Genomic DNA, 5,802 nt, shown 5'->3' with positions numbered 1-5,802 from the left:
GACCCGGTTCGTTCGTTTCCAGCCCCGCCCGCGACACCGCCGGCGGGGTTTTTCATGTCTGGAGCACTTTGATGACCAACAATTCTTCCATCCGGCTTCGGCCGGCCGTGCCTGCTGACGCCGCCGCGATCCGGGATATCGTTCGTGCCGCCTATGTCAAATGGGTGCCGGTGATCGGCCGCGAGCCGCTGCCGATGCGCACCGACTACGACAAGGCCGTTGCCGAGCATCCGTTCGATCTCGCCGTCGAGGATGATCGGATCGTCGGGATGATCGAAACCGTGCTGGCTGACGGTCACCTGTGGATCGAGAATGTCTGTGTGGCACCGGATGCGCAGGGCAGGGGGATCGGCCGGCTGTTGCTGGAACTGGCCGAGCGCAAGGCGGTCGAAGCGGGCCGCCTCGAGCTTCGCCTGCTGACCAATGGCGCCTTCGAGGCGAATGTGTCGCTGTACAAAAGGTATGGCTATGTCATCGATAGGGAAGAGCCTTTCATGAACGGTATGACGGTCCACATGAGCAAGAAGCTGGCGGGATCACCGGCGATCTGAGGGAGGGGTTCGACAATGGCCATCTGCGTCAGGCTCAAACAACTCCCAGGGTTTCACGCGGTTGCCCGGCTGGCGGCGGGGGAGACCATCCCCGGTTGGGCGGACGGGCCAGGCTTCGTCAGCATCACAAGGACTGACGACGAGCTTTCGATCGTTTGCCTGCAGGATCGTGTGCCGGATAGTGTCAGGCAGGACGGTGACTGGGTGGCCTTCAAGCTCCAGGGGCCGTTTGCCTTCGACGAAACCGGTATCGTGTTGTCGGTCATCAGGCCGTTGTCGGAAAACGGGCTGGGCATCTTCGTGGTGTCCACTTTCGATGGCGACCATCTGTTGGTGAAAGCGACGGATCAGGCTGCGGCGAGGCGATTTCTGGTCGAGGCCGGGCATATCTTGCTGTAGTCCATCCTCACCAAGCCGGTTGCTGACCCGAACGCTCTGGCTCAATCACTGCCGCACTGGCTCAACCACTTCGGGGGTTGCGTTTGACAGCGGCGTTTGTGCATCGTTATCTCCAGCCAGATATGACGGCCCGGCGCGACGATGCGGTCAAGGAGAAAACCATGTCACACAATCTGCAGTTCTATATCGATGGCGCGTGGGTCGATCCTGTTGTGCCCAACGCTTTCGATGTCATCGATCCCTCGAATGAGGACGCCTTTGCGCAGATTTCGCTCGGCTCCAAGGCCGATGTCGACAAAGCGGTGGCCGCCGCCAAGCGCGCCTTCAACAGCTTTGGTTTCACCGAGGTTGGCGAGCGGCTCGACCTGTTGAACCGCATCATCGCGGTCTACAAGAAGCGCAGTGGCGATCTTGCCGTCGCTGTGTCACGCGAGATGGGCGCGCCGCGCCAGATGGCGTTGGACAGCCAGGTCGGCATCGGTCTTGCGCATCTGCAGAAGATGGCCGACGTGCTGAAGACTTTCGAATTCCGCCACGTCAAGGGCAACCATCTGGTGGTCAAGGAGCCGATCGGCGTCGTCGGGCTGATCACGCCGTGGAACTGGCCGCTCAACCAGATCACCTGCAAGGTCGGCCCGGCGCTTGCCGCCGGCTGCACGATGGTGCTGAAGCCCTCCGAGATCGCGCCGCTCGACGCCATCATCTTCGCCGAAATCCTCGACGAGGCCGGCGTGCCGAAGGGTGTCTTCAACCTCGTCAATGGCGACGGACCGGGCGTCGGCCAGGCGCTGTCCAGCCACCCCGACATCGACATGATGTCGTTCACCGGTTCAACCCGTGCCGGCATCCTGGTGGCCAAGGCCGCCGCCGACACGGTCAAGCGCGTGCATCAGGAGCTTGGCGGCAAGTCGGCCAACATCCTGTTCGGGGATGTCGACCTCGCAAGCGCCGTCAGCAAGGGCGTCGCCGGCTGCTTCAGCAACAGCGGCCAGTCCTGCAACGCGCCGACGCGCATGTTCGTGCCGCGCGACCGCCATGACGAGGCGGCCGGCTATGCCAAGGCCGCGGCGGAAAAGTTCACCGTCGGCCCCGCCGACGCTGCCGGCACCAAGCTTGGCCCGGTCGTCAGCCAGATCCAGTTCGACAAGATCCAGGACCTGATCCAGGCCGGCATCGATGAAGGTGCGACGCTGGTCGCCGGCGGCCCCGGCCGTCCGGCCGAACTCAACCGCGGCTATTACGTCAGGCCGACGGTGTTCGCCGACGTCACCCACGACATGCGCATCGCGCGCGAGGAGATCTTTGGGCCGGTGCTGGCGATCATGCCCTACGACAGCGTCGACGAGGTGGTCGAGACCGCCAACGACACCGTCTATGGCCTCGCCTCCTACATCCAGGCCAAGGACATGAAGAAGGCGCGCGAAGTGGCGGCGCGCATGCGCACCGGCAATGTCTACATCAACTATCCCCAGTGGGACGCCGGCCTGCCGTTCGGCGGCTACAAGCAGTCGGGCAATGGCCGCGAATATGCCGAATACGGGCTCGAGGATTTTTTGGAGATCAAGGGCATCGCGGGGTATGAGGCGGCGGAGTAAAATTGGTCAGGGCGCGCCACGATATGTGGCGCGCTGTCCGTCCGGTATCGCCGAGGTCAGCGCCGGCCCTCATTGCCCTGCCGGGCATTTCTCCCCGTATAGTGACGGGGAGAAAGACGCCGTCATGGACGGTTTCGCCAATCTCCAATGTTGCAGAATAGGCGCCAGCGATGCGGCCAGCTACCTTCTCCCCGTCACTATCCGGGGAGAAGGTGCCGGCAGGCGGATGAGGGGCGGCGCCGACTTTGGCGATTGGTGGCCTTCACAAGACGGAAGCCGTCATTGGCCTGAAAGCGATGGCCCTGCCTTGCTGATCTCCTTGCCAATTGGCAAATTCATGCTATATATCTGCCAATAGCGAGGCAACAAAATGCAGCTTCAGTCCATTGTCACGACACCGGCCACGGTTGGCAGCGTCATATCGGATGACGAGGCCGGCGCGCTGGCGCGCACCACGGTTAATCTGTTCAAGGCCTGGAACCTCACTGACCTGGAGGCCTGCATCCTGCTCGGCGGCATGTCGGCCCGGACCTGGGCGCGTTGGAAGACTGGGGCGAAAGAAGGCGGCGTCGGCAGGATCGACCGCGACCTGCGCACCCGCATGGCGCATCTGATGGGCATCCATAAGGGCCTGCGCTATCTGTTCACGGAGCCGGCACGCGGCTACGCCTGGATCCGCAAGCCCAATGCCACCTTCGGCGGCCAGTCGGCCCTCGACCTGATGCTGCGCGGCGAAATCTCCGATCTCTCGGCGATGCGCGAATGGCTCGATGCGGAGCGTGGCGCATGGTGAGTGGACTTGCGGTCAGGCGCCGCGTTGACTGGCCCCAGACCTTCCGCATCATCCGCTCCATCCATCCGCCCATCGACCTGTTCGAGGACATTGCCGACCCGCGCGACTGGGAGGCGCTGGCCTCGGTCGAGGCGAAGACCAACCCGCGCATAAGGTTCGAGATCGGCGACCTCGGCAAGGTGTCGGCCGCAAGGCGGGTTTCCGGCCCCGGCGCCAGCTTCGTGATGGCGCCCTTCGTGCACTGCTCGACGCTGAGGCCAGGCCGCTTCTCGGATGGCAGCTACGGCATCTACTATGCCGGCGACAGTGAGGACGTCGCTCTGGCCGAAACCATCCACCATCATCAGAAATTCATGCGCGCCACCAACGAGGGGCCGGGCTGGACGGCGGATTTCCGCGTGCTGATCGGCAGCGTCGACCGCGACCTCGATGACGTCAACGCCGTGCCCGGCGTGCTCGACCCGGACGACTATTCCGCCTCGCAGGCGGAAGGGCGGGCGCTGCGGGCAGGAGGCAGCGACGGACTGGTGTGGAACAGCGTGCGCATGCCGGGCGGCGGCTGCATCGGCATCTTCTGGCCCGATGTCATTACCATTCCAGTGCAGGGTCGCCACTACAGCTACCATTGGGACGGCGCCCGCGTGGACTTCGTGCGCCAGCACGATACGGGAAAGGTGCTTGCCGTCACATGATGGCGGCGGACACGCTTTACAGATCGCTGGGAAGCCGATATCCATAAATCCAAGGATTCGGATATATGGATAAGAAAAGCACTTTGAACGCGCTGGCCGCACTTGGCCAGGAGACGCGGCTGGATGTCTTCCGGCTGCTCGTGCGTGCCGGTCCGGAAGGCATTCCGGCGGGCGAGATCGCCACGAGGCTGGACACGGTCCAGAACACCATGTCGGCGCATCTGAAGGTGCTCGCCCATGCCGGGCTGATCCGTCCCGAACGCGACGGAAGGACCGTGCGCTATGTCGCCGACATGACCGGCCTGCGCGACCTGCTGGCCTATCTGATGGAAGATTGCTGCAATGGCGCGCCGGAGCTCTGCCAGCCCGTGATCCAGGCGGTAACCTGCAAATGCTAGAAGGGAGGCATGCACCATGAGCGAACCGTACAACGTTCTTTTCCTCTGCACCGGCAATTCGGCGAGGTCGATCATCGCAGAGGCGATTCTCAATCGTATTGGCGCCGGCAAGTTCAAGGCCTATTCGGCCGGGTCGCATCCCAAAGGGGCGGTGCATCCCTACACGCTCCAGCTTCTGAAGAACCTCAATTACGACACGTCCTTTGCCCGTTCGAAGGACTGGGAAGAATTCGCGGTTCCCGGTGCGCCGGAGATGAATTTCGTTTTCACGGTCTGCGACAACGCCGCCAATGAATCGTGCCCTGTCTGGCCAGGACAGCCGATGACCGCACATTGGGGCGTGCCTGATCCGGCTGACGCGGAGGGCACCGATGCCGAAAAACATCTGGCCTTTGCCGAAGCCTATCGCATGCTCAACAACCGGATTTCGATCTTCATCAGCCTGCCGATGAGCATGGTCGACAAGCTTGCCCTGCAGAAGCGGCTGGATGAAATCGGCCGCAACCTGCCGAAGGCCGGCTGAAGCTCGTGGCGAACGACCTGCCACGCCGCATCGTCGCGGAAGCCTTGGGAACCGCGCTGCTCGTCGCGACCGTGGTCGGCTCCGGCATCATGGCCGCCCGGCTGACACACGACGTCGCCGTTTCGCTGCTCGGCAACACGCTGCCGACCGGGGCGATCCTCGTCGTGCTGATCACGATACTGGGACCGATCTCAGGGGCGCACTTTAATCCGGCCGTTACGCTGGTGTTCGCGCTTCGCCGCGAGATCGAGGCGAACGCGGCGCTTGCCTATGTCACCGCCCAGGTCGTGGGCGGCATTGCCGGGACGTTTCTGGCCCATGCCATGTTCGAACTGCCTATCCTGCAGGCCTCAGCGACGGTGCGGACCGGAACCGGGCAATGGCTCGCGGAGGCAGTCGCCGCCTTCGGCCTTGTGTTCACCATCCTGGCAGGCTTGCGCTTCCGCTCCGACGCGATCCCGTGGCTTGTCGGGCTGTACATCACCGCCGCCTACTGGTTCACGGCCTCGACCTCCTTCGCCACCCCGGCTGTCGCGATCGCCCGCGCCTTTTCCGACACGTTTTCTGGCATCCGTCCGGTCGACCTGCCGGGCTTCATAGCCGCCGAATTGCTGGGGGCGCTGCTGGCCATGGCCCTGGCGGGCTGGCTGCTCGCCGAAGCGAAATCAACAAGACAGATGAAGGCTGCCGAATGACCGTCACCATCTACCACAACCCCGATTGCGGCACCTCGCGCAATACGCTGGCCATGATCCGCCAGTCCGGCGAAGAGCCGGAGGTGATCGAATATCTGAAGACGCCACCGTCGCGCGAAAGGCTGGTCGAGTTGATTGCCGCGATGGGCATGATGC

The 5,802-nt window shown here is 63.4% G+C and carries 8 protein-coding genes and 1 pseudogene; all 9 read left to right on the top strand.

Features of this window, described 5'->3' with window-relative positions:
- Positions 1-551 (top strand): GNAT family N-acetyltransferase (locus EN893_RS15660; protein ID WP_245490842.1); only part of this gene is annotated, 551 nt, incomplete at its 5' end.
- A gap of 15 nt (positions 552-566) precedes the next feature.
- Positions 567-950 (top strand): ACT domain-containing protein, encoded by a 384-nt coding sequence (locus EN893_RS15655; protein ID WP_127268885.1) that lies wholly within the window; start codon positions 567-569, stop codon positions 948-950.
- A 161-nt stretch (positions 951-1,111) separates the two neighbouring features.
- Positions 1,112-2,545 carry an aldehyde dehydrogenase family protein gene (locus EN893_RS15650; RefSeq protein WP_127272119.1) on the top strand — a complete coding sequence of 478 codons (1,434 nt, stop codon included), beginning with the start codon at positions 1,112-1,114 and terminating at the stop codon, positions 2,543-2,545.
- A 370-nt stretch (positions 2,546-2,915) separates the two neighbouring features.
- Positions 2,916-3,338, top strand: a complete 423-nt coding sequence (locus EN893_RS15640) for an MbcA/ParS/Xre antitoxin family protein (protein WP_127271235.1) — start codon at positions 2,916-2,918, stop codon at positions 3,336-3,338.
- Complete coding sequence (locus EN893_RS15635; protein ID WP_127272117.1) at positions 3,332-4,030, top strand: RES family NAD+ phosphorylase; 699 nt, start codon at positions 3,332-3,334, stop codon at positions 4,028-4,030. The genes EN893_RS15640 and EN893_RS15635 overlap by 7 nt, the downstream gene beginning before the upstream one ends.
- Before the next feature lie 65 nt (positions 4,031-4,095).
- Complete coding sequence (locus EN893_RS15630) at positions 4,096-4,428, top strand: metalloregulator ArsR/SmtB family transcription factor (protein ID WP_127270864.1); 333 nt, start codon at positions 4,096-4,098, stop codon at positions 4,426-4,428.
- A gap of 16 nt (positions 4,429-4,444) precedes the next feature.
- Complete coding sequence (locus tag EN893_RS15625; protein WP_127270862.1) at positions 4,445-4,951, top strand: arsenate reductase ArsC; 507 nt, start codon at positions 4,445-4,447, stop codon at positions 4,949-4,951.
- Positions 4,952-4,956: 5 nt separating this feature from the next.
- Complete coding sequence (locus tag EN893_RS15620; protein WP_128361631.1) at positions 4,957-5,646, top strand: MIP/aquaporin family protein; 690 nt, start codon at positions 4,957-4,959, stop codon at positions 5,644-5,646.
- Positions 5,643-5,802, top strand: a pseudogene (locus EN893_RS39255) (arsenate reductase); the annotation flags it as partial. The gene EN893_RS15620 and the pseudogene EN893_RS39255, both read left to right, overlap by 4 nt.

Source organism: Mesorhizobium sp. M7A.F.Ca.CA.004.04.2.1, assembly GCF_004022825.1.
Lineage (GTDB): Bacteria > Pseudomonadota > Alphaproteobacteria > Rhizobiales > Rhizobiaceae > Mesorhizobium.
Note: the sequence above shows the minus strand (reverse complement) of the source record. Positions and strands in the feature narration are given on the sequence as shown.

What these genes read in the sequence shown, in the direction of transcription:
- EN893_RS15655 (WP_127268885.1), top strand. Translation starts at nt 567, where the DNA reads ATGGCCATCTGCGTCAGGCTCAAACAACTCCCAGGGTTTCACGCGGTT.
- EN893_RS15650 (WP_127272119.1), top strand. Translation starts at nt 1,112, where the DNA reads ATGTCACACAATCTGCAGTTCTATATCGATGGCGCGTGGGTCGATCCT.
- EN893_RS15640 (WP_127271235.1), top strand. Translation starts at nt 2,916, where the DNA reads ATGCAGCTTCAGTCCATTGTCACGACACCGGCCACGGTTGGCAGCGTC.
- EN893_RS15635 (WP_127272117.1), top strand. Translation starts at nt 3,332, where the DNA reads ATGGTGAGTGGACTTGCGGTCAGGCGCCGCGTTGACTGGCCCCAGACC.
- EN893_RS15630 (WP_127270864.1), top strand. Translation starts at nt 4,096, where the DNA reads ATGGATAAGAAAAGCACTTTGAACGCGCTGGCCGCACTTGGCCAGGAG.
- EN893_RS15625 (WP_127270862.1), top strand. Translation starts at nt 4,445, where the DNA reads ATGAGCGAACCGTACAACGTTCTTTTCCTCTGCACCGGCAATTCGGCG.